The sequence below is a fragment of the Bradyrhizobium sp. Kon56 genome (assembly GCF_055807635.1).
This window is the reverse complement of the sequence record NZ_JBVVOU010000003.1, coordinates 47,057-72,581: the sequence shown is the minus strand read 5'-3', so window position 1 is coordinate 72,581 and position 25,525 is coordinate 47,057. Positions and strand designations below refer to the sequence as shown.

Below are 25,525 nucleotides of genomic sequence, written 5' to 3'. Positions count from 1 at the left end.
CGCCGCGCGGCTTGTTCTTGCGGACGGTCACGCTAGGCTGGCAGCGAAATAAGAAAACAGGGGGAAATCTGCCATGGATCGACGCGATGTCCTGCGCGCGGCTGCCGCATTGCCGTTGTTGCCTGTGTTGTCGAGCGCGGCTTTCGCGCAAGCCTATCCCTCTCGCAACGTCACCATGATCGTGCCGTTTCCGGCCGGCGGCCAGGCGGATCTTGCGGCGCGCCCCGTCGCACAGGCGCTGGAGCGAATCCTCGGCAAGGCGGTCATCGTCGACAACCGCGCCGGCGGTGGCGGTGGATCCGTCGGCAATGCCGCGGCGGCGCGCGCCGAGCCCGACGGCTACACGCTGCTGATGACGCTGTCCTCGCTCGCGGTGCTGCCCGAGGCCGACCGGCTGTTCGACCGTCCGGTCGCCTACGAGCTCTCGCAGTTCATGCCGATCGCGCGGGTGCTGGCCGATCCCACGCTGCTCGCGGTGCCCGCCTCGGCGCCATGGAAGACCGCGCAGGATTTCGTCGAGGATGCCAGGAAGCGTCCCGGCCATATCACCTACGGCTCATCGGGGCCTTACGGCACGCTGCACGTGGCGATGGAGATGTTTGCGAGCAGCGCCGACATCAAGCTGCTGCATGTGCCGTTTCGCGGCGCCGGACCGGCGCTCACCGCGCTGCTCAGCGGCACCGTGCAGGCGATCGCCGCCGCACCGGGAACGCTGAAGCCGCAAGTGGAGGACGGCAAGCTGCGCGTGCTCGGCAATTGCGGCGCCAAGCGCGTCGCAAGCTTCCCCGATGTGCCGACCTTCCAGGAGCTCGGTTACAAGGACGTCGAGATGTACATCTGGGCCGGACTCTTTGCACAGAGTGCTCTTCCCGCGCCGATCGCGACTCGCCTGCGCGAGGCGGTGGCGCAGGTGATGACGAGCCCCGACGTGCTCAAGGCCTTCGAAACGTCGGGCAGTCTCGTTGCCTATCAGGACGCGCCGGCGTTTGCCGAGTTCGTGGCGGTCGACAGCGCGCGGCTGATTGCTGCGGTGAAGAAGATCGGCAAGGTCGAATAGGTTCCTGGCCCGTTTTCACAATTTTTTGTTGGTCCAGAACCTCTCCGCGTCTCATTGATTGAACAGAATTCGAGAGACTCGCGAAGGAATCGGACATGCGAACAGAGCGGATCGCGCTGGGTGTGGCGCTTGCAATCGGCGGCATCGTCGCGCAAGGCGCTGCATCCGCTGAAGAGTATCGCGGAACCATGGAGCAGCAGATGGCCTGCACGCCGGATGTGTGGCGGCTGTGCAGCGATCAGATCCCTGATGTGAACCGCATTACGGCCTGCTTGCGGCAGAATACGTCCCAGCTCTCCAGCGGCTGTCGCGCGGTGTTCCAGTCCAACAACCAGATGCCGCCGCAGCAGCAGGTTCCGGGCAATCGCGCCGCGCCGGCGCCGCGATACAACAATGTGCCGCCACCACCTCCGCAGGCGCAGCCGCGGCCTTATGACGATAGCGACGATTAGTGCTGCCCAAGCATGATCGGGGCGCGCGCGCGCAGCAGTGGGCGCGAAGCGCGGTTGTGCCGCCTCGTTCAGCGCTCGCCCTTGCCGTCCGACTCAGGTCGATCCCGGAGCGCCGTCCGCATGATGGCGCCGAAGAGCAAAGCTGCCACCGGCCAATGGAACCAGATCTTGTGCATGCCGGTGAAAATATTGATGAGAATCAGAAAGGCCGACACCGTGAGGGCCGCCGCAACCGGGCGGGGCAGCTTCGCCAGTCCGTCTGAAACGAAGCCCATCCAATTGGATGACTCGGATCTGTCGCGGTGCGCGGCGTCAGTTTGCGAGCCCGCACTTGCGGTCTGAGATGTCAGGCGTTCGCCAGGCGGAAAGCTCCGTGCTTGAGCGGTTTGGCCGCTCATGGTCACACGATAGCTGGTCACGGGAGCAATGTTTTTCATTGGACGCTGGCCGAGGCAGTCGAAGCCAACAGATAATTTGTTGTGCACCTGATCATAGGCGGAGCTGGAGATCACGATACCACCGGGTTCGGCAAGTTCTTGCAGACGCGCCGCGATATTGACCCCGTCTCCATAGAGGTCGGAACCATCCACCATCACATCGCCGAGATTGATGCCGATGCGAAACCGCATCGGGGGAGGTGGGCCCGAATCCTGGTTGGAAATTTCCTGCTGAATCTCGACCGCACACTGCACGGCTTCCACGACGCTGGCGAATTCGGCGATGACGGCATCGCCCCAGGTATTCACGATCCGGCCGTCATGGCGCTCCACCAATCGCGCGATGGCCGTGCGATAGCGGCGGAGTGTCTCCAGCGTTCCCGCCTCGTCTGCTTCCATGAGACGAGAATAGCCGTGCACATCAGCGCATAGCACGGTGGTCAGCCGCCGTTTGACCTTATCATCGGGCATGGTCCGTACATTAGCCTCCCTGACCGGCAAATGCATCAGGCATCCCCCAGCTGCCTTACGGCCTGACTTCGCAGACATCGACCCATTCAGCCCGGGTCAGCTCCGCCATCCGCTCCGGCGTGATGCGCACGGCGCTGTGGGTCGAGCCGGCGGCCGGCACCACCACGTCGAACGCTTTCAGCGAGACGTCGCAATAGACCGGCAGCGGCGCCTTTAATCCGAACGGGCAGACGCCGCCGACCTCGTGGCCGGTGATCTCGGCGATCTCTTCCAGTCCCAGCATTTTCGGCTTGCCGCCGAACGCCGCCTTCACCTTCTTGTTGTCCATGCGCGAAGTGCCGGCCGCGACGATCAGGATCACGCGCTCGCCGATCCGCAACGACAGCGTCTTGGCAATCCGTCCGGGCTCGACGCCATAAGCCTCGGCGGCCAGCGGCACTGTCGCGGAGCTGATCGGGGATTCGATAACTGATATGTCGGGGGCTTTCTCGGCGAAGAAGGCGCGAACGGATTCCAGGGTCATTCAGGTCGGCTCATTCCAGACTTACGGTTGGGCGGCGATGCCTAAGCAACTTGGCAGCTCCGAGAGCGCCCGGATGCGATGATCCGGCGCAAAGCCGAGCTCGTCCATCTGGGTGCGGATCGCCTTGAACATCGTCAGCGGTGCCACGAGTTCGTTCTCGACGCAAGCCAGCGCCATCGCTTCCGGCGTCACCCGTTCGATCCAGGCAACGTTCAGTCCGAATGCTTTCGCGCCCGCGACATCCCAGGGATTGGAGGAGACGAACAGCACCTCGTCAGGCGCGGTGCCGAGCACTTCGCCGATCAGCTCATAGGCCTCCGGGCTCGGCTTGAAGATCTTCTTCGCGTCGACGCTGATCGTGGCGTCGAGCAGGGCGTCGAGGCCGGAGTTGCGCACGAGCGCATTCAGCATGTCCGGACTGCCGTTGGAGAGGATGGCGAGCTTTCGCGGTTTCAGAGCCGTGAGCGCCGCCGTCGCATCCGGATAGAGATCGAGACGAAGGTACTTCTCGACGACGCGCTCGAATGCCTCATTCTCGTAAGCGAGCCCGAGCACGCGCAGCGTATAGGCAAGCGAGTCGCGCGTGATGGCTGCAAAGTCCTGGTAGCGCCGCATCAGCGAGCGCAACCAGGTGTATTCGAGCTGCTTGATTCGCCAGATCTGCGTGATGATCTCACCGTAGCCCGGAAACGCATCCTCGGTGGTCTCGGCGACCGACTGGATATCGTAAAGCGTTCCGTAGGCATCGAAGACAACGGCTTTGAGACTCAATTGACCTGTCCTCCGGGATCGTTGCGGTCCCACGGACTATACAAGGCGCCGCGGTATCGATCCAACACGGAAACGCGAACTGAGCCCCTCGCTTCTAAAGCCTGATCACGATCTTGCCGAAGTGTGAGCCGGTCCGCAGGTGCGCATACGCTTCGGGAACGTCGTCGAAGTCGTAGACCCGATCCACGATCGGGTGGATCGCGTGTTCGGTCAGGAAGCGATTCATCGCGGCAAAGTGTTCGACCGATCCGACGGTGACACCGATGATGTCGGCATTCTCCCACTGAAGGCGCGCGAGGTCCGGCTTGGGACCGAACCCCGTCAAGACACCGATCTGGACGATCTTGCCACCCGAAGCGACCGATCGCAGCGATCGGTCGTAGGTGCCGGGACCGCCGAGTTCGAGGATGTGACTGGCACCTCTGCCATCCGTTGCGTTCATCAGCGCGACATCCCAGTCGGGCGTGTCGCGGTAGTTGATAAGAATCGAGCCGCCCAGCGCCTTGGCGCGGGCGAGTTTTTCGTCGGAGGAGGATATCACGATCGCACGCGCCCCCAGCGCCACTGCGAATTGAAGCCCGAACAGCGCGACGCCGCCTGTTCCCTGGACCAGCAGCGTGTCGCCTTTGCGCATCCCGCCGCGTGCGATGAGGCCATGGAAAGCCGTGACGCCGGCACAGGGCAGGGTCGCTGCCTCCACCGCGGACAGATGGGCCGGCACTGAGACCAGCGCGGTCGCCGGCAGCACGACATACTCAGCCAGCATTCCATCCATCGTGTTGCCACCGAGGGATGACGGAATATAGCTGGACTTGAACGGCCCCGAGATCCAATTGCGGAAGAACGACGCAGCGACGCGGTCTCCGAGTCGCCATTGCGCGACGCCGGCGCCGATGGCGTCAACGACACCCGCACCGTCGGAGAGTGGCACGCGGCCGTTGATCTCGCCTTGGCCTGCACGGTCGAGGATCAGGAGGTCGCGGTAATTCAGACTTGCCGCTTCGACCCGAATGCGGACCTCGCCATCGGAGGGTTCGGGTTTGCCGACGTCGACGCACGCAAGGCGGCCAGCACCAGCATGGCCATTCAAATGGTAGGCTTTCATCGTTGCTCCCTTCACAAGTGGCATTCACTTGGACGAGCAAAGTCTTTAGGGTCTGACAGTGCTGTCAGGGTCAAGAGGCTTCAGATGAAGATCGGCGAACTCTCCCGGCGGACGGGGGTCAGCGTCCGAATGCTGCGCTACTACGAAGGCGAAGGACTGCTCGCGCCGCTGCGGACGAACTCCGGCTATCGCGACTACGGCCAGGCCGAAGAGGAAACCGTACGGCGCATCAAGATGCTCGGCGGCGCCGGGATGACGCTCGAAACCATCAAGCGGTTGCTCCCTTGCGTGCGGAACAACGATCCGGCTTTCACGCCGTGCAACGAGCTGCGAAAAATACTCACGCAGCAGGTCGGTCTGATCGACGAACGTATCGAGACGCTCAGCCAGAGCCGGACAATCCTGGCCGGCTTCCTCGCAAGCGTGAACTGATCGCATAACATAGCCATCAGATTCACCGCGCCAAAGTCTTCGGCCCTCAGGGCCGGAGCGTGAGGGCTTCGATAGCAGCGTCGAAACCCTCGATGCGCTGATGAGTATGCGCCTAGATCCCCAGCAGCTTTCGCGCGTTGGCCTTGAGCACCTTCGGCCGAACCTCGTCGCGGATCTCGATCTTGGCGAAATCCGACAGCCAGCGGTCGGGCGTGATCACCGGCCAGTCCGAACCGAACAGCATCTTGTCCTGCAGGATCGAGTTGATGTAGCGCACCAGGATCGGCGGGAAATATTTCGGCGACCAGCCCGAGAGGTCGATGTAGACGTTGGGCTTGTGGGTCGCGACCGACAGCGCCTCTTCCTGCCAGGGGAAGGAGGGATGGGCGAGAATGATCTTGAGGTCGGGGAAATCGGCCGCGACGTCGTCCATGTACATCGGGTTGGAATATTTCAGCCGCATGCCCATGCCACCGGGCATGCCCGAGCCGACGCCGGTCTGGCCGGTGTGGAACAGCGCGATCGCGCCGCCATTGTTGATCTCTTCATAGAGCGGATAGGCCATGCGGTCGTTGGCGTAGAAGCCCTGCATGGTTGGGTGGAATTTGAAGCCGCGCACCCCGTATTCCTCGATCAGCTTGCGCGCCTCGCGCACACCGAGCTTGCCCTTGTGCGGGTCGATCGAGACGAAGGGGATGAGAACGTCGAGATGGTCGGAGGCGATCTCCAGCATCTCCTCATTCTTGTAGCGGCGGAAGCCGGTCTCGCGCTCGGCGTCGACGGGGAAGATCACCGCGGCGATGTTCTTGGACCGATAGTAGGCGGCGGTCTCCGGCACGGTCGGCGGATGCTTGTGCGGCGACTTGAAATAGTCCGCCATCTGCGCCTGGAAGTCGTCATAGCCGTCGTCGGGATGGGTGCCGCAGGGCTCCTCGGCGTGGGTGTGGATGTCGATGGCAACGACGTCGTCGATGTTCGGCAGCTTCAGCTTCGGCATGGGTTTCCTCCCGACGGGTTGTCGAATTGATTATATGATATAACGAATTTGGCAAGGCATTGTGGGGACAAGGCCTTGTGGGATCGGCGTCGTCCGAGATGATTGAGCCCGATCCGGCCGCTTCTACTTTGCATGGGGTTGTTTTCCTGAATTTGCTGGGTGCGATCGGGCCAGTTAACATTGACATCCGGTCCTCCCATGCCTTAAGAACCGCCCCGTCCCGGGCGGTCGGTCCGCCAGCGGGAAAATCTCATTTTGCCTCATTCGCGCGTGCCGAAACGGTAGTGCCGAACACGGCCTTTCGAACGTTCAGGATTCTGCCATGAAGGTCCGTAACTCGCTGAAATCGCTGCGCGGTCGCCATCGCGCCAACCGCCTGGTCCGCCGCAAGGGCCGGGTCTATGTGATCAACAAGGTGCAGCGCCGCTTCAAGGCTCGCCAGGGCTGATTTGGGCGGCTGATTTCGCCCTGCCTGACGCTCGCGCGCCCGCAAGACCACGGTCTCACACGAGTTTGACGCCGCCCCTGCTTTGCAAGGGCGGCTTTGCGCGTTTAGACTTCGACCATGGCAGTGAGATTCCTCTTCGCGCGCACCCTGTGTCTGGCTCTTGTGCTGGGAGCCGCCGGCCTCGCTCCGGCGCTGGCGCAGGCTGATCCGCCGGCTCCGCCCGGCAAGCAGAAGAAACTTCCGGAAGCGCCGGCCAAGCTGCCCAAGGTCGACCGCACCAAGAATCTCGATTTCCTGTTCGGCGCGCTGAAAGCTGCGCCCGACGAAGCCAGCGCCAAGCATGTCGAGGCGCGGATCTGGGCGATCTGGATCCAGACCCCGAGCGACACCGCGGCGCTTTTGATGGCGCGGGCCAAGACCGCCGTCGACGCAAAGAAGATCGAGGTTGCGATCAAGCTGCTGGATTCGGTCGTCAAGCTCAGGCCCGACTACATCGAGGCCTGGAATCGTCGCGCGACGCTCTACTACATGCAGAACGATTATGGCCGTTCGCTCGCCGACATTCGCGAGGTGTTGATCCGCGAGCCTCGTCATTTCGGCGCGCTCGCAGGCCTCGGCATGATCATGCAGGAGGTCGGCGACGAAAAGCGCGCGCTCGAAGCCTACCGCAAGGCGCTCGCCGTCAATCCGCACCTCGAGAAGATCCCCGACCAGGTCAAGGCGCTGACCGAGAAGGTCGAAGGCCGCGATATTTAGCGGACAAGTCGATCATTGCTCGAGCGAATGCGGCGCAGGGGGATTAACCACGATGACACGCGCCGCGTTACAAGGGGTGTGGCTGGCACCGCCGCAGACCTACCTTCATGGCGGGAGCACAGCCATGAAGCGTTTGATCTTTGCAGGTACGTTGCTGTTGGCGTCGGGCACGGCGAGCCTCGCCGACGGACTGTTCTGGGTGGTCGGCAATCGCGCCACCGGAAAATGCAACATCGTGACCAGCAATCCCGTGATCATCGGCGACGTCTGGTTCGGTGACGGTCCTTACAAATCGAAGGCCGACGCCAAGCTTGCCCGCTCGACCATCCGCGCCTGTCCCGCACCCACGCCTGACGAGGAAAAGGACGAGGACAGCACGAACTAGGTCGACAGCAATCTAGTGCAAAACGCTGCCCTCGCGCTCGGCGAGTCCGCGATCGACCGCTGCGGCGTAGGCCTTTGCAAGCTCCGTCTCAAGGTGCTCGTTGATCAGCAGCAGCGCGCGCACGGCACCGCGCAGGTCACCGTGGCAGCTTGCCACGATCTCGTCGATCGCAGTATCTTTGGATCTCAGGCTCATCGAAATTCTCCGGTTCAAATCAGGATAAATCCTGCCGGTCTTCCCGCATCCCTGAGGGTTGCGAGCACGATCGGCGCCCACCTGCGTCTAAATGGCGGAACCGACCATGGCGATTATAAGGAAGCCGCGATGACGAGTGCATGAAGCTGTTTCGAAGCCTGCGTGCTCCGGGGAGCGGTATTGATTTCATTGCGTTTTTCTCGCTTGAATTATGCACATATCCACAGCCCCGGCATTTCAAGTGGAGCGCGGGGGCTCCCCGGGCGAAACTGCCGGCCGCAAGCCACGTAACTGCCCTGTGCCTTGGGTCGCCCGGATTCCGTCCATGATCGTGATGTCAGTCGTGACCGCGCTGGTTGTGCTGGCGCTGGTCACGCAGGCCGGCGTCCTCGCCGTGCAACGCGCCTTTCCACCGCAGGGCCGGATGATCGAGGTCGAGGGTGCCGTGCTTCACCTCGTCGATATCGGCCCGCGCGATTCGGGCCTGCCGATCGTGATGCTGCACGGCGCGAGCTCCAACCTCGAGGCAATGCGGCGGCCGCTCGGCGATCTCCTCGCCAGGAACCATCGCGTCATCCTGATCGACCGTCCCGGCCACGGCTGGAGCACGCGGGCGCGGCGGCAGGATTCGACGCCGGAGGTCCAGGCGCGAATGATCGATGAGGCGCTCGGCAAGCTCGGGATCGATCGCGCGGTGTTCGTGGTGCATTCCTGGAGCGGCGCGCTCGGCGCGCGGCTGGCGCTCGATCATCCCGGCCGCGTCGCGGGCCTTGTGATGCTCGCGCCCGTCACCCATCCTTGGCGCGGCGGCGTCGGCCGCTACAACGAGATCATCGCAACGCCCGTAATCGGCCCGCTGCTCGCCTACACCATAACCCTCCCGCTGGGCTATTTCCTGAGCGAGTCCGGCGCGCGCAACGTCTTCCTGCCGCAAACGATGCCGGACGGTTTCGTGCAGGACTCCGCGACGCCGTTGCTGCTGCGCCCGCGCGAGTTCATCGCCAATGCCTATGATCTGGTGTCGCTGAAGCAGGCGGTGGCTGCGCAAGCTCCGCGCTACGGCGAGATAACGGCGCCGGTCACGATCATCGCCGGCGAACCCGACAAGACGGTAAAGACCGCCATTCACGCCCGCCCGTTCGCCGCCACCGTGCAGAATGCCAAGCTGATCGTGCTGCCTGATCTCGGCCACATGGTGCAGAACGCGGTGCCCGATCTCGTGAAGACAGAGATCGAGACGATGATCGGGAAAATCGTCCCGGCGCAGGCGACCGCCGATTAGAGCGTTTTCGAGCGAAGTGGATGCCGGTTCGCGTGAAGAAAACGCGTCAAAACGAGAAGCTGGAGCTTCGGTTCAGAACCGAAGCTCCAGCGGCCGCCGTTCCGGCGCTTACTGCTTGATCTTTCCGTCTTTGTCGAACTGCGACACGTAGGCCCAGAGATTGTTGATCTCGGTCTCGTTCTTGATGCCGGCGAACGCCATCTTGGTGCCGGGGATCTTGGCCTTGGGGTCCTTGATGTATTCCTTGAACACGGCCTCGTTCCAGGTGATGCCGGAATTCTTGTTGGCGTCGGAGTAATTGTAGTCCGGCGCGGTGCCGGACTTGCGGCCGTCGAGGCCGTTGAGCTCGGGGCCGACCTTGTTCTTGGCGCCTTCGCCGATCGCGTGACAGGCCAGGCATTTGTTGAACGACGACTTGCCGGCCGCGACGTCCTGCGCCATCGCGGCGGGTGCGGTGGCAATCGCGGTGAGGATGGTCAATGCGCCAAAAATCAGTTTTGTCATCGGGTGCTCTTCGTCTCTTCCCTGGGGGCTGGTCAGTTGCATGCCTGATCGGCAACGGTCGGACCTGCCGGTTTTGGCAGGCCTGCTCGGATTGGACAAGCCGCCAAACCATGGCAGGTTTCACGATTTCCTACTTGTCCCAGAGCGAACTCGCGCAGGATCGTCGATCCGACTTTCGGACGGCCTACCCAAACCACCGCGGACGTGGTTGATTTACCGCGACAAATCGATCATGCGGCCTTGGCCGGAAGGATATGCCATGAAGGAAATGTTATGGCCATCATGATGCCCGCGAGCGACCAGGCCGTGCTCGCGCGCCGCGCCGAGATCGTGGCTGCATTGCGCGCAATCGTGCCGGGCGAAGGCGTGATCGACAGCGCCGCCGAGATGCGGGCCTATGAATCCGATGGGTTGACGGCCTATCGGCAGCCGCCGATGGTCGTTGTGCTGCCCGACACGACCGAGCAGGTTTCGCTGGTCCTGAAATATTGTGCAGGGCAGGGCATCAAGGTGGTGCCCCGCGGCTCCGGCACCTCGCTGTCCGGCGGCGCGCTGCCGCTGGAAGACGGCGTGCTTCTGGGCCTCGGCAAGTTCAAGCGCATCCGCGAGATCGATTTCGACAACCGCGCCGTCGTCACCGAACCCGGCGTCACCAACCTCGCGATCAGCCAGGCCGTCGCCCATGCTGGGTTCTACTACGCGCCGGATCCGTCATCGCAGATCGCCTGCTCGATCGGCGGCAATGTCGCGGAGAATTCCGGCGGCGTGCACTGCCTGAAATACGGCATGACCACCAACAACGTGCTCGGCTGCGAGATCGTGCTGATGAGCGGCGAGATCCTGCGCATCGGCGGCAAGTCGGCGGAAAACTCCGGCTACGATTTGATGGGCGTCATCACCGGCTCGGAAGGCCTGCTCGGTGTCATCACCGAGATCACGGTGCGCATCCTGCAAAAGCCGGAGACGGCGCGCGCGCTGATGGTCGGCTTCGCGCAAGTCGAGGCGGCCGGCGAATGCGTGGCGCGCATCATCGGCGCCGGCATCATTCCCGGCGGCATGGAGATGATGGACAAGCCCGCGATCCACGCCGCGGAGGCCTTCGTCCATGCCGGCTATCCGCTCGATGTCGAGGCCCTCCTCATCATCGAGCTCGACGGTCCCAAGATCGAGGTCGACGAGCTGATCACGCGGGTCGAGACGATTGCGAACGCTTGCGGCTCGACCACCTGCCAGATCTCGACCTCGGAAGCCGAGCGCAATCTGTTCTGGGCCGGCCGGAAAGCCGCCTTCCCCGCCGTCGGCCGCATCTCCCCGGACTATCTCTGCATGGACGGCACCATCCCCCGCGGTGCGCTGCCGAAGGCGCTGGCGCGCATCCGCGAGCTCTCGGAAAAGTACCAGCTCGGTTGCGCCAACGTGTTCCATGCCGGCGACGGCAATCTGCATCCGCTGATCCTCTATGACGCCAACAAGCCCGGCGAGATCGAGCGCGCCGAAGCCTTCGGCGCCGACATCCTGCGCGCCTGCGTCGAGTTCGGCGGCGTGCTCACCGGCGAGCACGGCGTCGGCATCGAGAAGCGCGATCTGATGCCGGAAATGTTCAGCGAGATCGACCTCAACCAGCAGCAGCGTCTGAAATGCGCCTTCGACGCGCAGGGCCTGCTCAATCCCGGAAAGGTGTTTCCGACCCTGCACCGCTGCGCCGAGCTCGGCCGCATGCACGTCCATGCCGGGAATCTGGCATTCCCGGACATCCCCCGGTTCTAGGCGCTTGCGCCGATGGAAGGGCTTGCGATGCACGCCTCTTTCCTCGGCAATGCCTACAGCAGTCCGTATTGCGCCCGCTCGCGCTTTGCCAGCAGCGGCAGGGCTTCGCCAGCGATCCAGGTCTTGAAATGCGCGCTCTCCTGGTGCGCCTTGAATGCCGCCTCGTCGCGGAACAGTTCGTAGAACAGGAACTGGGCCGGATTGTCCTTTGCGCGCGAGATCAAGAACAGCTTGACGCCGTCCTCGCGCTGGGCCTCCGGCAGGAAGCGGTCGAGGATCGCGGCGATCTTGTCGGCCTCGCCCGGCTTCGCTTCCCATTGCGCGACGACGAGCAGGCCGCCGCCGTCGACGGCGTCGCTGAGCGATTTCTGCGTGGCATAGTGGTTCATGATGTCGTCTCCGTCGGTTGGTCTCTCGGTGCAGATTTGTAGCGATCGGCTGTCGGCTTTGGTTCGCCGGTGATCGAAGTGTCGATGTCGTGAATGCTTCGATGAGGATCGAATCTTGGCCGTGGCTCCGAGGTCGAGCCGCATCGCGCGGCAATGGCCGCTGTCGTCACGCTGCATTTGATTTTGGCGGCGAATTTCGCTACCGCCTTTGCCCGTGGATACGCTCAAGGTACGAGACGCCAAAGACGTCGAAGAGGTGGTGCGCGCGGCGATTGCCAATGAGCAGCCGCTCGAGATCATCGGCCATGGCTCCAAGCGCGGCATCGGCCACGCGATGGCGACCAACGCCGTGCTCGACGTCTCCGCGCTGAATGCCATCACCGGCTACGAGCCCAACGAACTCATTGTCACGCTCCAGGCCGGGGCGCCGCTGGCCGACGTGCTGTCGCTGATCGATGCCAAGAACCAGCAATTCGCCTTCGAGCCGATGAACACCGCGCCGCTGCTCGGCACGCCCGCGCTCGGCACCATCGGCGGCATGATCGCGGCTGGCCTGGCCGGTCCGCGCCGGATCAAGGCGGGCGGCGCGCGCGACCATCTGCTCGGGGCGCATGCCGTCTCCGGTTTCGGCGACAGCTTCAAGACCGGCGGCAAGGTGGTGAAGAACGTCACCGGCTACGACCTCTGCAAGCTTCTCGCCGGTTCCTGGGGCACGCTGTCGGTCATGACCGAGGTCACGCTGAAAGTGATGCCCAAGCCGGAGGCCGAGCGGACGCTGTTGCTGCGCGGGCTCGACGATGCCGCCGCCAACAAGGCAATGACGGCGGCGCTCGGCTCGCCTTTCGATGTCTCCGGGGCCGCGCATCTGCCGACATCGGCGTTCCGGACCGAGATCGAAGGTCTCGGCGATATCGCAGGCCAGGGCGAGGCGCTGACCGTGCTGCGGCTCGAGGGCATTGCCGCCTCGGCCGCCCACCGTGCCGGCTCGCTGCGCGAATTGCTGGCGCCGTTCGGAACCGCAATTCTCGTCGAGGACACGGCGTCAGCGGCGCTGTGGACCACGATCCGCGACGTCCTGCCGTTCGCGGCCAGTGGCGCGCTGGGGGCCTGGCCGGTCTGGCGGATCGTCTGCCCGCCGGCGTCGGGCGCGGCGCTCGGGACCCTGCTGGCGCGCGAGACCGGTGGCGACGTGATCTACGATTGGGGTGGTGGACTGATCTGGGCGGCGGTGCCACCGAAGCCGGACGCGCATGCTCGGGCCGTGCGCGAACGTACGAATGCCGCCGGCGGGCACGCCACGCTGATCCGGGCGGCCGAGGACATCAGGCGCGCGATCGATGTATTCCACCCGCAAGCCCCTGGCCTTGCCGCGTTGAGCGAGCGGGTCCGCGCCAGTTTCGATCCGAAGACCATCCTCAACCGGGGGCGGCTGACGCGAGGCACTGCCGCATGAAGACCGAATTCTCACTCGCGCAGCTCGCCGATCCCGACATCGCGGAAGCCGACAAGATCCTGCGCGCCTGCGTCCATTGCGGCTTCTGCACCGCAACCTGTCCGACCTATGTGCTGCTTGGCGACGAGCTCGATAGCCCGCGCGGCCGCATCTATCTGATCAAGGAGATGCTGGAGAAGGACCAGACGCCGACGGCCGAAGTGGTCAAACATGTCGACCGCTGCCTGTCGTGCCTGGCCTGCATGACGACCTGCCCCTCGGGCGTGAATTACATGCATCTGGTCGATCAGGCCCGGGTCAGGATCGAGCAGCGTTACGAGCGGCCGCTCGCCGAGCGGCTGCTGCGCCGAGTGCTGGCCTTCGTCCTGCCGCACCCGCAGCGTTTCCGCGCCAGCATGTGGCTGGCGCGGCTGGCCCGCCCGCTGGCCGCGTTCCTGCCGACGCCGCGGCCGTCGGCGACGCCCGGCCTGGTTCTGCGCCTCAAGGCGATGCTGGCGCTGGCGCCGGACCGGCTGCCGCCGCCCGGGCCCGCCGCCGGCAGTGTGTTCGCGGCACTCGGCAAGAAGCGCGGCCGGGTCGCGCTGCTCCAGGGCTGCGCCCAGCAGGTGCTGGCGCCGCGAATCAACCAGGCCGCCATCAGTCTCCTCACGCGCCACGGCATCGAGGTCGTCCTTGTCAGGGACGAGCAGTGCTGCGGCGCCCTGACCCATCACCTCGGCGACGATCAGGACGCATTGGCACGGGCTCGCGCCAATGTCGCGGCGTGGCGCGCGGAAGCGGCCGGCGAGGGGCTCGACGCCATCCTGGTGACGGCGTCAGGCTGCGGCACCGTGATCAAGGACTACGGCTATCTTCTGCGCGAAGACGCTGCGTTTGCCGCCGATGCGGCGAAGGTCTCTGCGCTCGCCAAGGACATCACTGAATACGTCGCCGGCCTTGGACTCGCGGCCACGACGCGACAGGACAACATCGTCGTCGCTTATCACTCTGCGTGTTCGTTGCAGCACGGGCAGAAAATCACGGGCCTTCCGAAAGAATTGCTTTCCAATAACGGATTCGTGGTGAAAGATGTGCCGGAGAGCCATTTGTGTTGCGGTTCGGCGGGGACTTACAACATTCTCCAGCCCGAGCTTGCGGGCCGGTTGCGCGATCGCAAGGTCGCCAACATCGCGAGCGTCAAGCCGGACATGATTGCCGCAGGCAATATCGGCTGCATGGTGCAGATTGCCAGTGGCACGTCAGTTCCGGTCGTACACACGATTGAGCTTCTCGATTGGGCTACGGGCGGGTCGCAGCCGGCATTGAACGCGCAAGACTGAGCTTTCGAAGACTAAGCTTTCGAAGGCTGAGCTTTCGTCCGGAGATAACGGCTGAAGACACCCGATCGACCATTGTTCGGCGGCAACAGGAGGATCACGATGGCGAAAGCGAAGAAGAAAAAAAGCAAGAAGGCCAAAAAGGCCAAGAAGGCAGTAGCGGCGAAGAAGACCTCAAAGAAGGCAGCCAAGAAGTCCGCGAAGAAGTCTGCCAAGAAGGCTCCAAAGAAATCTGCGAAGAAGGCCGCGCCAAAGAAGGCCGCTAAGAAGGCTGCGCCTAAGAAGGCCGCCAAGAAGGCTGCGAAGAAAGCGGCGCCGAAGAAGGCGAAGGCAGCTCCGAAGCCGTCAACGCCGGCAGCTCCGGCTCCCGAGCCTGCCGCCGAGACAAGCTGGGCGATGCCTTCGTCTTCTGCGGACACGACACCGGCCGAAGGACAAGGTTAGGCCCAAGGTCAGGCCAAAGGCTGGATCCAATCCGACGACCATGATCGGCAACAGGAAGGCCGCAGCCGGCGATGCTGCGGCCTTTTTGCATCGGCGCGTCGGCGCGCGGGGATGATCTCGTCGGGAAGCAGCCTGATTCGTGGCACGGGCAGCACGGTACCGCCGGACCCGTACTAACGCGGGCCTCCCAGTGCACTTTGGAATGCAAATAATGTGATCGAGAAGACACACGGGCTGACAACCTTTCGTGGAATCGTCAGAACGCCCAAAAAGTCGGCAGATGCCCGCGTTTTTTGCTTCACGGTTTGCCTCACCCCATCCAGATTGCCGCAGTTACGAAATTTGCAATCAGGTCGAGCGTTCCGGGGGCTTCCGGGATCCGGCTGGGGTCTTAGAACTGGTGATGGGGATCGAAATGAAAAAAGTGGCTTTGTTGGCAACGGCGCTGGCAATGGTGACGGGCTCGGCTTTCGCGGCAGACATGCGAGTGAAGGCACTGAAGGCCCCGCCGGTGGTCGCGTTTGATCCCTGGGATATCGCCTTCGGCGGCGCCATCATGAGCGACTACATCTTCCGCGGCGTCACGCAGTCGAACCACAAGCCGTCGGTCGCGGCCTATTTCGAGCCGCGCTACAACGTCAACAAGGACCTCCAGCTCTACGTCGGCGTGTCCGCCGAGAGCATCTCCTTCGCCAATCGCGCTGCTGCTGAAGTCGACATCTACGGCGGTATCCGCCCGACCTTCGGCGCCTTCGCCTTCGATATCGGTGTCTGGGGCTACCTGTATCCGGGCGGCAGCTGCGCCGACAACGTGCTCACCGGCGGCATTCCGGGCGGCAACGTCTGCGGCGTCAGCACGACCACTATCTTCCTCGCCGACGGCAACGTCATGAAGAAGGACGTCAGCTTCGTCGAAGTCTACGGCAAGGTGAACTACACCATCAACGACAGCTTCACGGTCGGCGCGACCGAGTACTACTCGCCGAACTTCCTGAACTCGGGTGCCTGGGGCAACTACGCTTCGTTGACCGCCAAGTACACGGCGCCCAGCACGGCCTTCGGTGCTTCCGGCATGGGCATGTACGTCTCGGGTGAGTTCGGCCGGCAGTGGTTTGGTACTTCGGACGCCTTCTACGGCACCGGCGTCGGCACCGTTTTCGCCAACGGTATCCCCTACAAGGACTACAACACCTGGAACATCGGCATCGGCTTCACCTACAAAGTGTTCACGCTGGACCTGCGTTACTCCGACACCGACCTGAACAAGGGTGATTGCAACGCCTTCACCAGCGCCTTCAACGCCACCGGCACCACCAACGTCACCGCGATCAATCCGGGCGGTGCTGGCTCCAACTGGTGCGGCGCGGCCGGCATTGCCAAGCTGTCGTTCGACCTGACGGCCATGAGCAACCTGAAGTAAGCTTCTTCCCGAAGCGACTTGATGAGGGCGGCAGGGCAACCTGCCGCCCTTTTGCTTTGGGGCTTTGGGGCGTAGGCCAGGGGCCCGCATGGTTCGAGACGCAAGCCTCCGGCGGGCTCCTCACCATGAGGGGTCACAGATCTCACCGCGAGGACATACCTCATCCTGAAGGCCGAAAAAGGCGGGCGTCTCGAAGCACGGCCGCAACCAAGGGCCATAGCCTCAGAGCTTCGTCGGGCCGTCTCAGCGTGCCGCGCTCGGCTCCTTCTCGACCGGCACACCACCGTCACCGAGGACGTGGATCGCGCCGTGCTTCACCATCGTCACCTTGCGGGTATGGAAGGCTTCCAGCGTCGAGCGGTGGCCGATCGAGACGAGGGTGGCCTGTGGCAGCTTCTCCGCCAGCAGCCGGTACAGGCGGGCCTCGGACGGCTCGTCCAGCGAGGCCGTGGCCTCGTCCAGGAACAGATAGTCCGGCGCGTGCAGCAGCGCGCGGGCGAGCCCGAGGCGCTGCTGCTCGCCCAGCGACAGCATCCGGTTCCAATGACCGTCCTCCTCAAGCCGCTCGGCGAGGTCGGGCAGGCCGACCGCGATCAGCGCGTCCCTGACGCGTGCAGTTTCAAATGCGCCCGGCGCGGCCGGATAGACCACCGCGTCGCGCAACACGCCGACCGGGAAATAGGGGCGCTGGGGCAGCATCATCAGCTTCGCTTTTTCCGGGACGAAGATGGTGCCGGTGCCGAACGGCCAGATGCCGGCGATGGCGCGGAACAGCGTCGACTTGCCGGAGCCCGACGGTCCGGTCACCAGCACGCGCTCCGGCGTCTGAACGGAGAAGGCGTCGGTGGCGACCAGCGGCGTGCCGCTCGGCAGGTTCACGCAGAGCTGTTCGAGGGTGATATTGCGATTGCCGCCGGCGGCCTTGAGGGCGATCGCAGGCTCGTGCGGCGGCAGGTGCGCGGCCGCATCGACCGACATCTCGAAGCCGTCGAGGCGGGCGACGATCGAGCGCCATTCCGCCAGCGATCGGTACGCCGTGACGAAGAACGACAATGCGCCCTGTACGCTCGAGAAGGCGGAGGCGGTCTGCATCATGTCGCCAAGCTGGATCTTCTTGGCGAAGAAGGCCGGCGCCACCAGCACGTAGGGAAAGATCACGGCGGCCTGCTGATAGCTCGCGGTGAACGCGGTGAGGCGCTTGGTGCGGCTCATGATGGCATACCAATTGCCGATCACGAAGCCGAAGCGGTCCAGCAGCCGGCCGCGCTCGGCGCCTTCGCCCTTGAGCAGCGCGATCTGCTCGGAATTCTCGCGGACGCGGACGAGGTTGAAGCGGAAGTCGGCCTCGAAGCGCTGCTGCTCGAAATTGAGATTGACCAGCGGGGCACCGATCCAGTGCGTCAGCGCGGTGCCGAAGATCGCGTAGACCAGCGCGCCCCAGCACAGATATCCGGGGATCATGAGGTCGGCGCCGAACAGGTGCAACGGCGCAGCGTTGGAAAGCCCCCAGAGGATGATCACGAAGGAGAACAGCGTCACGATCGACGAGAGCAGGCCGAGCCCGATGGTCAGGGTCTGCTCGACGAAGTTCTTGACGTCCTCGGTGATGCGCTGGTCCGGGTTGTCGGCCGCATCGCCCTTGAGCTGCATGCGGTAGTGGGTGGCGCCTTGCAGCCATTCGCCCAAATAGTGCCGGGTCAGCCATTGCCGCCAGCGGATCTGGAGCCACTGGTTCAGGTACAGCTTGTAGACCGCCAGCGCGATGAAGGCGGAGGCGAGGCCGATGAAGATCCAGATCTCCCTGACGAAGCTATCCCAGTCACTTGCCTGCAGTGAGCTGTAGAACCGGTTCTGCCATTGATTGACCAGGACGTCGATCGCGACCAGCGCCAGCTCCATCGCGATGACTGCGGCAAGCAGGCCGCGGCCGGCCCATTTGTCCTCCGACCGGAAATAGGGGGCGGCGATTCGCCAGACGATCGCGAGCGTGGCGCTGATGTTCTTCACAGAGCTCTGTCTCCTGAGGGATGTGCACAACTGCCCGGGGCCAAAGACTTGGGACGACGGCGGAAATCGGCGCGCTTAGACTAAAGTCGCAAGTCCTGCAATTTGCGTTGGCTTGTCGCAGCTTGCAACCCTAGCATGGGGCTCGACGGCGCGGGGTGGGGGCCTTCGGGATTTCGCGAGCTTGTGAGCGGACGGGAACCGCTGCATCCGCGAGGAATTCGCGTCCGGCTCGGGGGGTATCGCTTCAGCGTCAAGCAGGATCGGCTGTCCACGCGGGCCGCCTGCAGCACACATGCGTGGGGGAGGAAGATCATGTGGAATCAAGTTTATGACCCGTTGCACAGCCCCGTGCTGTCGACGATCGCCGCGGCAGTCCCTGTCGTCACATTGCTGGTCCTGATCGCGAGCGGACGGGTCCAGGCTCATATCGCAGCGGTCATCGCGGTGATCGTGGCCAATTTGATCACGATCTTCGTCTTCACCATGCCGGCGAACATGTCGATCCGCGCCTCGGTGCTGGGCATCGTCACCGGGTTCTTCCCGATCGGCTGGATCGTTCTCAACGTCATCTTCCTCTACCAGGTGACAGTGAGCACCGGACGCTTCGAATTGGTACGGGCACGAGGGCACGATCCTGCGCTTCGTGTTCTGGCACTCGATCGTGCTGGCCTCGTTGGTCGGCGTGTTCGTGACGCTGCAGGCCTATGTCTGGCCGTTCACGGCGATGGTCCTGAAGTAGCAGGCCACGCCCGGCTTCAAGCCAAATCCCCGCGAGGTTGCTCCTCGCGGGGATTTTTGCGTGGCCCATGGGCGAACCTTCTCAACGGCGCCGCCGTCTTATAGAAGGTGCCGCAAATCACGTCGGTCGAGAGGTCTCATGGTTTCGTTCAGGCAGATGGTGTGTGCGGCGGTTGCAACGCTCGCGATGTCCACGCTCGCGCGTGCGGAGGACGGTTTTCCGTTCGGCACCGAGATGACGCTGGAGGCGCTGCCGCAGCCGGGCTCGAAGCGGATTCCGAACATCGAGATCGGCGACAATGGCGAAGTCGTGCTGGAGCTCTGGTGCAAGGGCGGCAAGGGCCAGTTCTCGGTTGCCGGCAACACCGTGATCTTCGTCCCCGGCCAGATCCAGGACCGCTCCTGCCCGCCGGCAAGGGCCCAGGCCGACGACGATCTCGTTGCAGCCCTGGGCAGTGTCGAGACCTGGAAGCGCCAGGGTGACGTGCTCACGCTCGTCGGCCCCAAGCCGCTGCGCTTTCGCGTCAACGGCAATTAGCCCCTGCTGTCATTCCCCGCGACCCGGCTACGCCAAGGCTTCGCCGGGGTTGAGGTCCAGGGGCGCCGAAGCTTTAGCACAGGCGGCAGGCGGGGAATCCAGTACGCCGCGGCTTCTCGATTCATCAAAACCTTCTCGGAGTACTGGATCGCCCGGTCAAGCCGGGCGACGACCGAGAGTTGATATGCGGGCTACATCACTTCCACACCGACTTGTCGGCGTCCCAGCGCTGGCCTTTCAGCTCCTTGGTGAGCGCCTCGACCGAACCGTTGTCGTCGGGCTGATCGCCTTCCTCGTCCGCGGTCGCTTCGTCCGAGAGATTGAGCTTGGCGCCGCTGCTCTCGTCAGTGGTCGTGGTCGCGGGACTCCCGATCCAGAGCATGAGCTTGTCGGTCGTGCCGGGCTTGTCGGGCGAGACGAGGCCCGCGACCTCGATCGTGTCGGTGAGCTCGAGCGCGGGAAAATCCTGGTTCGGTCGCTTGAACACCAGCTTGAGCTTGCCGGTCGCCGGGTTGAAGCTTTGCGAGACCGGCTTTGCCGCGAGCGTCCTGCTCAGCACGCCAGCCACCGCGGCCGCGAGCTTGTCGCGGTTGATCTTGTCGCCCTCGCGCCAATCGGCGGCGGCAATGCGGATGGTGCGGTCCATCTCGGTCATGCCCGCGGTCCAGCCCGCGGCGGTGACGCCGGGCGTCGCCTTGAATTTCGCCAGCAGCGCGCCGGCGCGCTCCGGATCGACCGACATGTTGATGGTCTGCTCGCCCGCGCGCAGCGCGTCGCAGCCGACGGTGAGACTCGCCAGCGTCACCTCGACGTCCTGGCCCTTCAGGCTCTTCAGGAACTCGGTCGCGGCATCCAGCTTGACCTTGACCGCGATCGCTTCCGGCGAGACGTCGGTGAAGTCCTTCGGCTGCGGCGTGATGCCGTCGTCGGAGGTCTGGTTGTCGAGGAATTCCTTCTCGCTGAGATCGGAATTGTCGGGCGAGGTGACCTCGGTCACGGTCTGGCCAATGCTGATCTGGCCGCGGAATTCGAACGTGTCTCCGGCCTGTTTGCGCAGCAGCTTGACTGTGACCGGCGCCTTCGCGCCGAGGCTCTGCGTCGTACCCGTCAGGTTCTGGCCCGCGACCTGGAGATTGACGACGAAGCGGTCCTTGCGGTCGGAATTCTTCGCGACGGGATAGCAGACGTCGAGCACGGCTGCGGTGACGGTCTTGCCCTGGCGTGTCTCTTTCAAGATCACGTCGGCATTGCCGTCCATCAGCCCGTCGATCGAGGTGAAATAGCGCGTCTCGACGCCGCCGGGCGCCGTGGCCTTCGGCGCCAGCTTCATCTGGGCGGATGCGACCTCTGGCGAACCTGCAAGCAGAGCCGCCAGAACGGCCGTGGAGCAAAACACAAGCGCGCGCATCGACGAAATCCCCGGGCAAAGTGGGCATGATCCGGAAAGTGTGAAGCGGTTTTCCGACGAGATCAGGCCCAAACAATTCGAATCGGCCGTCACCGTAGTGGGTTTTGGCCGCCGGTTGAATTGGAAAGCACGGGCCATGATCGGCAAAAAGAAGGCCGCCCGGAGGCGGCCTTCGCAGCACTGTCAGGCGAGGTTCGGCCTTAGAAGCCGCCCATACCGCCACCGGCCGGCATGCCGGAGGCGGCTTCCTTCTTCGGCGACTCCGCGACCATGGCCTCGGTGGTCACCAGCAGACCGGCGATCGATGCGGCGTCCTGGAGCGCGGTACGCACCACCTTGGCGGGGTCGATGATGCCCTTCTCGACCATGTCGACATACTCCTCGGTCTGGGCGTCGAAGCCGAAGGTCTCGGACTTGTTCTCCAGGATCTTGCCGACGACGATCGAGCCTTCCACGCCCGCGTTCTCGGAGATTTGGCGGATCGGGGCTTCCAGTGCCTTCAGCACGATGTTGATGCCGGCCTGGACGTCGGCATTGGCGTTGGTCAGACGGCCGACCGCCTTCTTGGCGCGGAGCAGCGCGACGCCGCCGCCGGGGACGATGCCTTCCTGCACCGCGGCGCGAGTGGCGTTGAGCGCATCCTCGACGCGGTCCTTCTTCTCCTTGACCTCGATCTCGGTGGCACCGCCGACGCGGATCACCGCGACGCCGCCTGCGAGCTTGGCGAGGCGCTCCTGGAGCTTCTCACGGTCGTAATCCGAGGTGGTTTCCTCGATCTGGGCCTTGATCTGGCCGACGCGGGCCTCGATCTCCGGCTTCTTGCCGGCGCCCTTGACGATCGTGGTGTTCTCCTTGTCGATCACAACCTTGCCCGCGCGCCCAAGCATCTTCACCGTCACGCTCTCGAGCTTCATGCCGAGGTCTTCGGAGATCAGCTGGCCGCCGGTGAGGATCGCGAGGTCCTCGAGCATGGCCTTGCGGCGGTCGCCGAAGCCCGGCGCCTTGACGGCGGCGACCTTCAGGCCGCCACGGAGGCGGTTGACGACCAGGGTGGCCAGCGCCTCGCCCTCGACGTCCTCGGCGATGATGACGAGCGGCTTGCCCGACTGCACCACGGCTTCCAGCACGGGCAGCATGGCCTGCAGGCCGGACAGCTTCTTCTCGTGCAGGAGGATGTAAGCGTCCTCGAGCTCGGCCGTCATCTTCTCGGGGTTGGTGACGAAGTAGGGGCTGAGATAGCCGCGGTCGAACTTCATGCCCTCGACGATGTCCACCTCGGTGTCGAGTGACTTGTTCTCCTCGACGGTGATGACGCCCTCGTTGCCGACCTTCTGCATCGCCTGCGCGATCATCTTGCCGATGGCGGCATCGCCGTTGGCCGAAATGGTGCCGACCTGGGCGACCTCGGAGGAGGCGGCGACCGGCTTGGCGCGCTTCTCGATGTCCTTGACGACGGCCGCGACCGCGATGTCGATGCCGCGCTTGAGGTCCATCGGGTTCATGCCGGCGGCAACCGACTTGGCGCCTTCGCGGACGATGGACTGGGCCAGCACGGTCGCGGTGGTGGTGCCGTCGCCGGCGAGGTCGTTGGTCTTGGAGGCGACCTCACGCACCATCTGGGCGCCCATGTTCTCGAACTTGTCCTCGAGCTCGATCTCCTTGGCGACGGTGACGCCGTCCTTGGTGATGCGGGGCGCGCCGAACGACTTCTCGATGAGCACGTTGCGGCCTTTCGGGCCGAGCGTCACCTTGACGGCGTTGGCGAGAATATCGACGCCGCGCAGCATGCGTTCGCGCGCGTCTCCGGAAAACTTGACGTCTTTGGCAGCCATGGTCTGCAATTCCTCTTCTTCGTGATGTGTCTTGCTAATTGGGTCGCCTCATTCCGGGGTCCGCGATCGAACCCGGCGGAATGATGCATGCCCGGATCGAGTGACCCGGGCATGCATTCAGCGGCCGTTCAGGCGTCTGGCCTTAGGCCATCACGCCCATAATGTCCGACTCCTTCATGATCAGGAGCTCATCGTTGTCGATCTTGACCTCGGTGCCCGACCACTTGCCAAACAGCACACGGTCGCCGACCTTGAGGTCGATCGGGATCAGCTTGCCGGCCTCGTCGCGACCACCGGGGCCGACGGCGACGACTTCGCCCTGGGACGGCTTTTCCTTGGCCGTGTCCGGAATGATGATGCCGCCCTTGGTCTTTGACTCGGCGTCGATACGTTTGACCACGACACGGTCATGCAGCGGACGAAATTTGGATTTAGTCATGACGTTTCCCTTTGGAGGCTCGCTTCGGAAGGAGAGGAAGTGGGCGGGCGGCGCTTCCGTCCACCCTTCCCGAGGATCGATCGGCGCGCGTTAGCAATCCATCTTTCAGAGTGCTAATGGTGCGCCCGGGAATATGGCTTGGCCGCGATCCTGTCAAGCAAAGGTGGTTAAGCGATTGGTGAGACGGATATAGGATGGTGACATTGGAAACTTGTTCGGGGTGCCGGCGTATTAAAGGACGTCATTGCTCCGGCAGCGGTTTTGCGCTTGGCTGCGTAAGGGGTGCGGCCATGGTTTTGTCCGGGGGAATGCCATGATCAGTTCAGCTCACGCGCGCACGGTCGCCAATCTGGCGGCGGCTTCTTGCCTGGCGCTGCTGCTTGGTGCCTGCGGCGGCGGCATGAGCCTGCCGTCCTTTTCTTCGTCCTCACCGCCCCCCGAGGCCGAGCCCGGCACCGGTCCGGAAATGCCCGCGTCGATCCGCGCCGACGAGATCGTCGGGCGCTGGGGCCTGGCCTCGTTCCAGAACCCGGCCGACCGCGCCCGCACCGAGGCTGCCGCCCGGGCCCAATGCAAAAATCCTTACGTGATCACGGCCGGCTCCTCCGGCGGCGTGATCATGCATCTGGCCGACCAGGCAACACCGCAGGAGCTGCGCCTGAAGGGCTCGCCGAGCGGCAAGAACTATATCGGGCCGGCAGGTCCGACGCCCGGCGACCAGGACCGCGAGATCGTCTCCTTCGACGGCCGCGTCCTCATCACCCGCTTCATCGACAAGGACGCCGCCACCCGCTACGGCAACATGGTCTACGTCCGCTGCGCGCCGAGGGCGTAGTCTCTATCCTTCGTCATGCCCCGCGACCCGGCTACGCCAAGGCTTCGCCGGGGTTGAGGTCCAGGGGCGCCGAAGCTTTAGCGTAGGCGGCAGGCGGACATCCAGTACGCCGCGGCTTCTCGGCTCAATCATTGCCGTCTCTGGAATACTGGATCGTCCGCCTGCGCGGACGATGACAGCGGGGGACGATAGACAACAAAAAAACGCCGGCTTGCGCCGGCGTTTCGTTATTCAGAGCGTCGCGTCCGTTCAGTCGAACAGCGCGTCGATGTCGTCCTGCGAGGCGTGGCCGACGTCGCCTGCGAGCTTCGGGCCGTTGAGAAGCTTGTCGTCATCGCTGCGGGTGTCGACCTGCGGCACGACGTGGGACTTGATCGCGTCGACGCCGCCCCAGATTTCCATCATGGAATTGATGTGCTGCTCGATGAACTTCATCGTGCTCATGACCTTGCTGATGCGCTGACCAGTCAGGTCCTGGAAGTTGCAGGCTTCGAAGATCGAGATGACGCGTTCCTGGATATCGTCGGCGAGCCGCTTCTGCTGATCGGCCGATTGCACCTTGGCCATCGCGCTGGCCGCCTGGTCGATCGACTCGGCGGCTTCGAGGATCTGCTGGGTCGCCTGTTCGGTACCGCCGACGACCGCGCCGAGCTCGCCATTGACCTTGGCCATTTCGCCGCCGTCGAAGCTCTTGCCATGCAGTGTCGCGATCTCGCGCTTGGTGCGGTCGATGGCGTCGTGGATGAGGTCGAGCTCGACCTTCAGCTTCTCGCACTGCTCGATCTGCGCTCGGTAAGTATCGAGCATGGTACGGGCTTCCGAGAGCTCGTGGGCGGTGGAGGCGTCGATCGCCGCCATGGCGGCGCTGCCGGACAACGGCGCGGTGCCCTTCGCCATCTGCGTGCGGATCGCACGCAACTCGGCCATGATCTCGCTATGCATCGGCGCAGCCTCCTCAATCATTTCGGGGCTGGGCATCTCGCCGACAATAGCCTCCTCGACACGAAAACGTTTGCGGTGAATAGCCATCAAGAACTCCCCCCACCTCACTCACGCGTCTTTGTAGGCAGAAGCGATTTAACACGAAGTTCACAGCCGGAACTGTCGTACGGCTGTGCGCGACG

General features: G+C 63.9%; 27 protein-coding genes and 1 pseudogene. 15 read left to right on the top strand and 13 right to left on the bottom strand.

Going from position 1 to position 25,525, the window contains the following annotated elements:
- The first annotated feature begins 73 nt into the window (after positions 1–73).
- Together AC0L3B_RS06000 and AC0L3B_RS05995 are read left to right on the top strand one after the other, a co-directional pair.
- On the top strand, positions 74–1,057 hold the full coding sequence (locus tag AC0L3B_RS06000; protein ID WP_085350125.1) for a tripartite tricarboxylate transporter substrate binding protein: 984 nt from the start codon (positions 74–76) through the stop codon (positions 1,055–1,057).
- A gap of 95 nt (positions 1,058–1,152) precedes the next feature.
- Positions 1,153–1,509, top strand: a complete 357-nt coding sequence (locus AC0L3B_RS05995; protein ID WP_473380153.1) for a hypothetical protein — start codon at positions 1,153–1,155, stop codon at positions 1,507–1,509.
- A gap of 68 nt (positions 1,510–1,577) precedes the next feature.
- Here AC0L3B_RS05995 and AC0L3B_RS05990 read toward each other — a convergent pair whose 3' ends face one another.
- The 4 genes from AC0L3B_RS05990 to AC0L3B_RS05975 form a co-directional block, all read right to left on the bottom strand.
- Positions 1,578–2,417, bottom strand: a complete 840-nt coding sequence (locus AC0L3B_RS05990; protein ID WP_204512412.1) for an adenylate/guanylate cyclase domain-containing protein — start codon at positions 2,415–2,417, stop codon at positions 1,578–1,580.
- A gap of 55 nt (positions 2,418–2,472) precedes the next feature.
- Positions 2,473–2,940, bottom strand: coding sequence for a YbaK/EbsC family protein (locus AC0L3B_RS05985; protein ID WP_473380152.1), 468 nt, complete (start codon positions 2,938–2,940; stop codon positions 2,473–2,475).
- A gap of 21 nt (positions 2,941–2,961) precedes the next feature.
- Positions 2,962–3,711 carry a haloacid dehalogenase type II gene (locus AC0L3B_RS05980; protein ID WP_473380151.1) on the bottom strand — a complete coding sequence of 250 codons (750 nt, stop codon included), beginning with the start codon at positions 3,709–3,711 and terminating at the stop codon, positions 2,962–2,964.
- Positions 3,712–3,805: 94 nt separating this feature from the next.
- Entirely contained in the window at positions 3,806–4,816 is a 1,011-nt protein-coding gene (locus AC0L3B_RS05975) for a zinc-dependent alcohol dehydrogenase family protein (RefSeq protein ID WP_085361261.1), read from the bottom strand.
- Positions 4,817–4,900: 84 nt separating this feature from the next.
- On the opposite strand from AC0L3B_RS05975, the gene AC0L3B_RS05970 reads away from it, so the two are divergent.
- On the top strand, positions 4,901–5,248 hold the full coding sequence (locus tag AC0L3B_RS05970) for a MerR family transcriptional regulator (RefSeq protein WP_204512408.1): 348 nt from the start codon (positions 4,901–4,903) through the stop codon (positions 5,246–5,248).
- A 112-nt stretch (positions 5,249–5,360) separates the two neighbouring features.
- Here AC0L3B_RS05970 and AC0L3B_RS05965 read toward each other — a convergent pair whose 3' ends face one another.
- Positions 5,361–6,245 (bottom strand): amidohydrolase family protein, encoded by an 885-nt coding sequence (locus AC0L3B_RS05965; RefSeq protein ID WP_204512407.1) that lies wholly within the window; start codon positions 6,243–6,245, stop codon positions 5,361–5,363.
- 322 nt (positions 6,246–6,567) lie between these two features.
- On the opposite strand from AC0L3B_RS05965, the gene ykgO reads away from it, so the two are divergent.
- From ykgO to AC0L3B_RS05950, 3 genes are all read left to right on the top strand, one after another.
- Positions 6,568–6,693 carry a type B 50S ribosomal protein L36 gene (gene ykgO / locus AC0L3B_RS05960; protein WP_006611362.1) on the top strand — a complete coding sequence of 42 codons (126 nt, stop codon included), beginning with the start codon at positions 6,568–6,570 and terminating at the stop codon, positions 6,691–6,693.
- Positions 6,694–6,810: 117 nt separating this feature from the next.
- Positions 6,811–7,449, top strand: coding sequence for a tetratricopeptide repeat protein (locus tag AC0L3B_RS05955; RefSeq protein ID WP_026232527.1), 639 nt, complete (start codon positions 6,811–6,813; stop codon positions 7,447–7,449).
- 124 nt (positions 7,450–7,573) lie between these two features.
- Positions 7,574–7,834 (top strand): hypothetical protein, encoded by a 261-nt coding sequence (locus AC0L3B_RS05950; RefSeq protein WP_007596971.1) that lies wholly within the window; start codon positions 7,574–7,576, stop codon positions 7,832–7,834.
- 12 nt (positions 7,835–7,846) lie between these two features.
- On the opposite strand, the gene AC0L3B_RS05945 is transcribed toward AC0L3B_RS05950, so the two are convergent.
- Entirely contained in the window at positions 7,847–8,029 is a 183-nt protein-coding gene (locus AC0L3B_RS05945) for a hypothetical protein (RefSeq protein ID WP_007596968.1), read from the bottom strand.
- A gap of 325 nt (positions 8,030–8,354) precedes the next feature.
- Between AC0L3B_RS05945 and AC0L3B_RS05940 the strand changes: the two genes are divergently transcribed.
- Entirely contained in the window at positions 8,355–9,311 is a 957-nt protein-coding gene (locus AC0L3B_RS05940) for an alpha/beta fold hydrolase (RefSeq protein WP_018453421.1), read from the top strand.
- A 108-nt stretch (positions 9,312–9,419) separates the two neighbouring features.
- Here the strand turns inward: AC0L3B_RS05940 and cycA are convergent, their stop codons facing one another.
- Entirely contained in the window at positions 9,420–9,815 is a 396-nt protein-coding gene (gene cycA, locus AC0L3B_RS05935; RefSeq protein ID WP_018453422.1) for a cytochrome c-550 CycA, read from the bottom strand.
- A 273-nt stretch (positions 9,816–10,088) separates the two neighbouring features.
- Here cycA and AC0L3B_RS05930 point away from each other — a divergent pair, with 273 nt between their 5' ends.
- A complete protein-coding gene (locus AC0L3B_RS05930; RefSeq protein ID WP_018453423.1) occupies positions 10,089–11,582 on the top strand; it encodes an FAD-linked oxidase C-terminal domain-containing protein in 1,494 nt (497 codons plus the stop codon).
- Between the two features lie 53 nt (positions 11,583–11,635).
- Here AC0L3B_RS05930 and AC0L3B_RS05925 read toward each other — a convergent pair whose 3' ends face one another.
- A complete protein-coding gene (locus AC0L3B_RS05925; RefSeq protein WP_026232528.1) occupies positions 11,636–11,971 on the bottom strand; it encodes a putative quinol monooxygenase in 336 nt (111 codons plus the stop codon).
- 214 nt (positions 11,972–12,185) lie between these two features.
- Between AC0L3B_RS05925 and AC0L3B_RS05920 the strand changes: the two genes are divergently transcribed.
- The 4 genes from AC0L3B_RS05920 (at position 12,186) to AC0L3B_RS05905 (ending at position 16,604) form a co-directional block, all read left to right on the top strand.
- Positions 12,186–13,424, top strand: a complete 1,239-nt coding sequence (locus AC0L3B_RS05920) for an FAD-binding protein (RefSeq protein ID WP_018453425.1) — start codon at positions 12,186–12,188, stop codon at positions 13,422–13,424.
- Positions 13,421–14,743, top strand: coding sequence for a glycolate oxidase subunit GlcF (glcF, locus tag AC0L3B_RS05915; protein ID WP_018453426.1), 1,323 nt, complete (start codon positions 13,421–13,423; stop codon positions 14,741–14,743). Before AC0L3B_RS05920 ends, glcF begins: the two co-directional genes overlap by 4 nt.
- Positions 14,744–14,842: 99 nt before the next feature.
- Positions 14,843–15,184: a histone gene (locus AC0L3B_RS05910; RefSeq protein ID WP_473380247.1), complete on the top strand. Its 342-nt coding sequence runs from the start codon at positions 14,843–14,845 to the stop codon at positions 15,182–15,184.
- Between the two features lie 415 nt (positions 15,185–15,599).
- On the top strand, positions 15,600–16,604 hold the full coding sequence (locus AC0L3B_RS05905) for a TorF family putative porin (RefSeq protein ID WP_026232529.1): 1,005 nt from the start codon (positions 15,600–15,602) through the stop codon (positions 16,602–16,604).
- Between the two features lie 243 nt (positions 16,605–16,847).
- Here the strand turns inward: AC0L3B_RS05905 and AC0L3B_RS05900 are convergent, their stop codons facing one another.
- Positions 16,848–18,611, bottom strand: coding sequence for an ABC transporter ATP-binding protein/permease (locus tag AC0L3B_RS05900; RefSeq protein ID WP_018453429.1), 1,764 nt, complete (start codon positions 18,609–18,611; stop codon positions 16,848–16,850).
- A 312-nt stretch (positions 18,612–18,923) separates the two neighbouring features.
- Here AC0L3B_RS05900 and AC0L3B_RS05895 point away from each other — a divergent pair.
- A pseudogene (locus AC0L3B_RS05895) lies at positions 18,924–19,229 on the top strand (L-lactate permease); the annotation flags it as partial.
- A 259-nt stretch (positions 19,230–19,488) separates the two neighbouring features.
- The gene (locus AC0L3B_RS05890) at positions 19,489–19,887 is read left to right on the top strand and encodes an META domain-containing protein (RefSeq protein WP_018453431.1); all 399 of its coding nucleotides are present in this window, start codon (positions 19,489–19,491) and stop codon (positions 19,885–19,887) included.
- A 196-nt stretch (positions 19,888–20,083) separates the two neighbouring features.
- On the opposite strand, the gene AC0L3B_RS05885 is transcribed toward AC0L3B_RS05890, so the two are convergent.
- The 3 genes from AC0L3B_RS05885 to AC0L3B_RS05875 all read right to left on the bottom strand — a co-directional run bounded on the left by AC0L3B_RS05885 (position 20,084) and on the right by AC0L3B_RS05875 (position 23,566).
- Positions 20,084–21,295: a hypothetical protein gene (locus AC0L3B_RS05885; RefSeq protein ID WP_247299347.1), complete on the bottom strand. Its 1,212-nt coding sequence runs from the start codon at positions 21,293–21,295 to the stop codon at positions 20,084–20,086.
- Between the two features lie 200 nt (positions 21,296–21,495).
- Positions 21,496–23,127, bottom strand: a complete 1,632-nt coding sequence (gene groL, locus AC0L3B_RS05880) for a chaperonin GroEL (protein ID WP_446480847.1) — start codon at positions 23,125–23,127, stop codon at positions 21,496–21,498.
- A 142-nt stretch (positions 23,128–23,269) separates the two neighbouring features.
- The gene (locus AC0L3B_RS05875) at positions 23,270–23,566 is read right to left on the bottom strand and encodes a co-chaperone GroES (protein WP_007596954.1); all 297 of its coding nucleotides are present in this window, start codon (positions 23,564–23,566) and stop codon (positions 23,270–23,272) included.
- A gap of 313 nt (positions 23,567–23,879) precedes the next feature.
- Here AC0L3B_RS05875 and AC0L3B_RS05870 point away from each other — a divergent pair, with 313 nt between their 5' ends.
- The gene (locus AC0L3B_RS05870) at positions 23,880–24,401 is read left to right on the top strand and encodes a hypothetical protein (RefSeq protein ID WP_018453434.1); all 522 of its coding nucleotides are present in this window, start codon (positions 23,880–23,882) and stop codon (positions 24,399–24,401) included.
- Positions 24,402–24,650: 249 nt separating this feature from the next.
- Here the strand turns inward: AC0L3B_RS05870 and AC0L3B_RS05865 are convergent, their stop codons facing one another.
- Positions 24,651–25,430 carry a protein phosphatase CheZ gene (locus tag AC0L3B_RS05865; RefSeq protein ID WP_018453435.1) on the bottom strand — a complete coding sequence of 260 codons (780 nt, stop codon included), beginning with the start codon at positions 25,428–25,430 and terminating at the stop codon, positions 24,651–24,653.
- Positions 25,431–25,525 lie beyond the last annotated feature (95 nt).

Coding starts and splice junctions, on each gene's coding strand:
- AC0L3B_RS06000 (WP_085350125.1), top strand. CDS start 74: ATGGATCGACGCGATGTCCTGCGCGCGGCTGCCGCATTGCCGTTGTTG.
- AC0L3B_RS05995 (WP_473380153.1), top strand. CDS start 1,153: ATGCGAACAGAGCGGATCGCGCTGGGTGTGGCGCTTGCAATCGGCGGC.
- AC0L3B_RS05990 (WP_204512412.1), bottom strand. CDS start 2,417: ATGCCCGATGATAAGGTCAAACGGCGGCTGACCACCGTGCTATGCGCT.
- AC0L3B_RS05985 (WP_473380152.1), bottom strand. CDS start 2,940: ATGACCCTGGAATCCGTTCGCGCCTTCTTCGCCGAGAAAGCCCCCGAC.
- AC0L3B_RS05975 (WP_085361261.1), bottom strand. CDS start 4,816: ATGAAAGCCTACCATTTGAATGGCCATGCTGGTGCTGGCCGCCTTGCG.
- AC0L3B_RS05970 (WP_204512408.1), top strand. CDS start 4,901: ATGAAGATCGGCGAACTCTCCCGGCGGACGGGGGTCAGCGTCCGAATG.
- AC0L3B_RS05965 (WP_204512407.1), bottom strand. CDS start 6,245: ATGCCGAAGCTGAAGCTGCCGAACATCGACGACGTCGTTGCCATCGAC.
- ykgO (WP_006611362.1), top strand. CDS start 6,568: ATGAAGGTCCGTAACTCGCTGAAATCGCTGCGCGGTCGCCATCGCGCC.
- AC0L3B_RS05955 (WP_026232527.1), top strand. CDS start 6,811: ATGGCAGTGAGATTCCTCTTCGCGCGCACCCTGTGTCTGGCTCTTGTG.
- AC0L3B_RS05950 (WP_007596971.1), top strand. CDS start 7,574: ATGAAGCGTTTGATCTTTGCAGGTACGTTGCTGTTGGCGTCGGGCACG.
- AC0L3B_RS05945 (WP_007596968.1), bottom strand. CDS start 8,029: ATGAGCCTGAGATCCAAAGATACTGCGATCGACGAGATCGTGGCAAGC.
- AC0L3B_RS05940 (WP_018453421.1), top strand. CDS start 8,355: ATGATCGTGATGTCAGTCGTGACCGCGCTGGTTGTGCTGGCGCTGGTC.
- cycA (WP_018453422.1), bottom strand. CDS start 9,815: ATGACAAAACTGATTTTTGGCGCATTGACCATCCTCACCGCGATTGCC.
- AC0L3B_RS05930 (WP_018453423.1), top strand. CDS start 10,089: ATGGCCATCATGATGCCCGCGAGCGACCAGGCCGTGCTCGCGCGCCGC.
- AC0L3B_RS05925 (WP_026232528.1), bottom strand. CDS start 11,971: ATGAACCACTATGCCACGCAGAAATCGCTCAGCGACGCCGTCGACGGC.
- glcF (WP_018453426.1), top strand. CDS start 13,421: ATGAAGACCGAATTCTCACTCGCGCAGCTCGCCGATCCCGACATCGCG.
- AC0L3B_RS05910 (WP_473380247.1), top strand. CDS start 14,843: ATGGCGAAAGCGAAGAAGAAAAAAAGCAAGAAGGCCAAAAAGGCCAAG.
- AC0L3B_RS05905 (WP_026232529.1), top strand. CDS start 15,600: ATGAAAAAAGTGGCTTTGTTGGCAACGGCGCTGGCAATGGTGACGGGC.
- AC0L3B_RS05890 (WP_018453431.1), top strand. CDS start 19,489: ATGGTTTCGTTCAGGCAGATGGTGTGTGCGGCGGTTGCAACGCTCGCG.
- AC0L3B_RS05885 (WP_247299347.1), bottom strand. CDS start 21,295: ATGCGCGCGCTTGTGTTTTGCTCCACGGCCGTTCTGGCGGCTCTGCTT.
- groL (WP_446480847.1), bottom strand. CDS start 23,127: ATGGCTGCCAAAGACGTCAAGTTTTCCGGAGACGCGCGCGAACGCATG.
- AC0L3B_RS05875 (WP_007596954.1), bottom strand. CDS start 23,566: ATGACTAAATCCAAATTTCGTCCGCTGCATGACCGTGTCGTGGTCAAA.
- AC0L3B_RS05870 (WP_018453434.1), top strand. CDS start 23,880: ATGATCAGTTCAGCTCACGCGCGCACGGTCGCCAATCTGGCGGCGGCT.
- AC0L3B_RS05865 (WP_018453435.1), bottom strand. CDS start 25,430: ATGGCTATTCACCGCAAACGTTTTCGTGTCGAGGAGGCTATTGTCGGC.